2 protein-coding genes and 1 pseudogene are annotated in these 2568 nt (G+C 58.6%); all 3 read left to right on the forward strand.

Annotated features, from left to right (window positions below):
* Positions 1-164 precede the first annotated feature (164 nt).
* Positions 165-1145 carry a helix-turn-helix domain-containing protein gene (locus WBG04_RS13850; RefSeq protein WP_424315044.1) on the forward strand — a complete coding sequence of 327 codons (981 nt, stop codon included), beginning with the start codon at positions 165-167 and terminating at the stop codon, positions 1143-1145.
* Positions 1146-1291: 146 nt separating this feature from the next.
* Positions 1292-2203, forward strand: a complete 912-nt coding sequence (locus tag WBG04_RS13855; protein ID WP_424315045.1) for a hypothetical protein — start codon at positions 1292-1294, stop codon at positions 2201-2203.
* 98 nt (positions 2204-2301) lie between these two features.
* Positions 2302-2568: pseudogene (locus WBG04_RS13860) on the forward strand (D-glutamate deacylase); the annotation flags it as partial.

Here is a 2568-nt window from a genome sequence, read left to right on the forward strand (position 1 = left end):
GTTCGGAGACGTTCACACTGGAGAAATTTGCTGCCAGGCTAGGTGCAATCCGTCCATGCGGATCACCAGCGTTTCGTGCTCATGTCACCCACCCCCGAGGGAAAGCGCTCCTCTGTCACGACCGTAAGCTTGACCCACGAGATTTCCATTCATAAGAAAGGGCAGTGAATTCCTGCGAAACATCGCACTCCGACTCCTCCCCGGTCCGCGAGCTTCGATTCGCTGATTGCGACCAGTTGTCGGAATTGGTCACCAGCGGCGATATTGAATTCATCCAGCTTGGTGCCGGGCCATGCCAGGCGAGCATGATGCGCATCGACTTGGACGGGTTCTACATGCTGCTGACCGACGTCCCGAACCGGACCGCCATCCACGCGGCTTCCCAAAAGGATCTTCGCGTGATCCACATCCCGCTCCGATGGACGGGTTCGCTGCACTGGAACGGGAGAATCGTGGATCGGTCCGGATTGATCGTGTGGGGCGACTCCTGCGACTATACCCGCGTTGGAGAGGATGTGCGGACCGTCGCGCTGCTGATCGACGAGTCGTTGCTTCGTGAACGAATCGAAGCCTGGTTGCCTTCTTCCCACTCCTTGTGGGATTCCCTCGATGGCCACATGCTTGCCGACACTCCCGCGAGCCGTCATTTTGGACAGGTGGCGGAGTGGGTGCTCGGACTGGCCCTGCAGCGGTCCGAAAGCCTCGCTGTGCCTGCGGTGCGGGCCCAGCTGAGTGAGCGCCTGCTTCTGGCCCTCGCAAACGCGGTCAACGCTCAGGAAGAAAGCGCGGTGTTGGGATGCCCGACTGCCCGTCACCGAGGCCGGATCGTGCGTCAGATGACCGATTATCTCCATGCGCACCCGAACCGCACGATGGAGCTCTCCGATCTCTGCCAATTAACGGGTTACAGCGCCCGCTCCATCGCCCACGCCTGCCAGACGGTCCTCGAGACCAGCCCGATACGCTACCTGAAACCGCTGCGGCTCAACCAAGCGCGGATTCTCCTGCGGGAAGGGAGTCACGATAGCACCACGGTATCCCAGTGTGCCCATTTCGCCGGGTTTTCGCATTTCGGACGCTTCGCGGCGGATTACCGGAGAATGTTCGGTGAATCGCCGTCAAAGACCTTGGAGCGCTGCATGTGACGGCTCCATCGATTTGCAAGAATCGGATAGCTAAAGTGCCTGACAAAAACGGAGTCAGTAAGTAGCACTTAGGACGCGCGCAAAAGTTTTCTGCTGACGAGTGAAAAGCGCCGCCGATTCCAAACCAACTATTTCAAATGCCACCGATGAAATCCACCACTGCCCTTGCCGCCTTTTCGTTCGTTTCAGCCCTGGCCCCCGTCGCTTGGGCCCAAGATGCCCTCATTGATATGGGCCAAGCCCATGCGGGTAGCGAAGCCCATGCGGGCAAGTCAGCTGACGAAATCGCCCGCGAACTTGCCAATCCGAACAACTCGCTGGCGAGCCTGACCTTAAAAAACCAATACCGTTGGTATGATGGCTCGCTTCCCGGTGCTGGAAGTCAGGGCAACTTCACGACGATCTTCCAGCCGGTCTTCCCTTTCACTCTGGAAGACACGGCATCCGGAGGGAAAGCCAACCTCTTTGTCAGGCCGGGGATCCCCCTGCTGTTCGAACAACCGATTTTCAACCCCACCACCGGCACCTTCGACAAGGAAACCGGCCTCGGGGACATCGGCTTCGACATCGGCTATGGCGTGACCGAACCGAACGGCTTTCTCTGGGCCTTCGGAATGGTCGGCACCCTGCCGACCGCGACCAACAGCGCGTTTGCTGGGAAGCAACTGCGTCTCGGTCCTGAGGCACTATTCGCCAAGTTCGAGAAATGGGGTCTCTACGGGATCTTCCCCAGCCATCAGTGGGATGTCGCCGGATGGGGCGACCGATCCTTCAATAGCTCCCAGCTTCAGGCGTTCCTGATCTGGCTTCCAGGCGGCGGATGGTCGATCGGCTCCACCCCGATCATGGACTATAATTGGAACTCGAATCAGTGGACCATCCCCTTGAACCTCACCGTCAGCAAGACCGTCAAGATTGGCAACACTCCATGGAAACTGGCGGCCGAGATCAATTACTACGTCGAGAAGCCCGATACCTTCGGTTCCGAGTGGATGATCGGGTTCAACGTCACCCCTGTCGTCAAGAACTTCGTCGAGGGCTGGATTCGGGGAAACTAAAGACCAGCGATATGGGCACGCTCGATCCGCAGCCTCGCCATAGCGAAGTCTAACAGACGGCCTGTCATCCACAACCAAAACACCACATCATACACGCCATGAAAATTCATACCAGCATCCGCCTGCTTTTGGCGACAAGCCTTCTCGCCGTCTCGTCGGCCTTTGCCCAGGACTACGACGTCGCCATCCTCAATGGCAGGGTCATGGACCCCGAGACCAACTTTGATGGCGTGCGCAATGTCGGGGTGAAAGATGGCAAAATTGTTGCGATCACCGAGGACGCGATCACCGGCAAGGAGACCATCGACGCCAAGGGTCATGTGGTCGCCCCCGGCTTTATCGAGGGGCACCAGCACGCCACAGAC

The organism is Haloferula sp. (assembly GCF_049672945.1).
Taxonomy (GTDB): domain Bacteria; phylum Verrucomicrobiota; class Verrucomicrobiia; order Verrucomicrobiales; family Akkermansiaceae; genus Haloferula.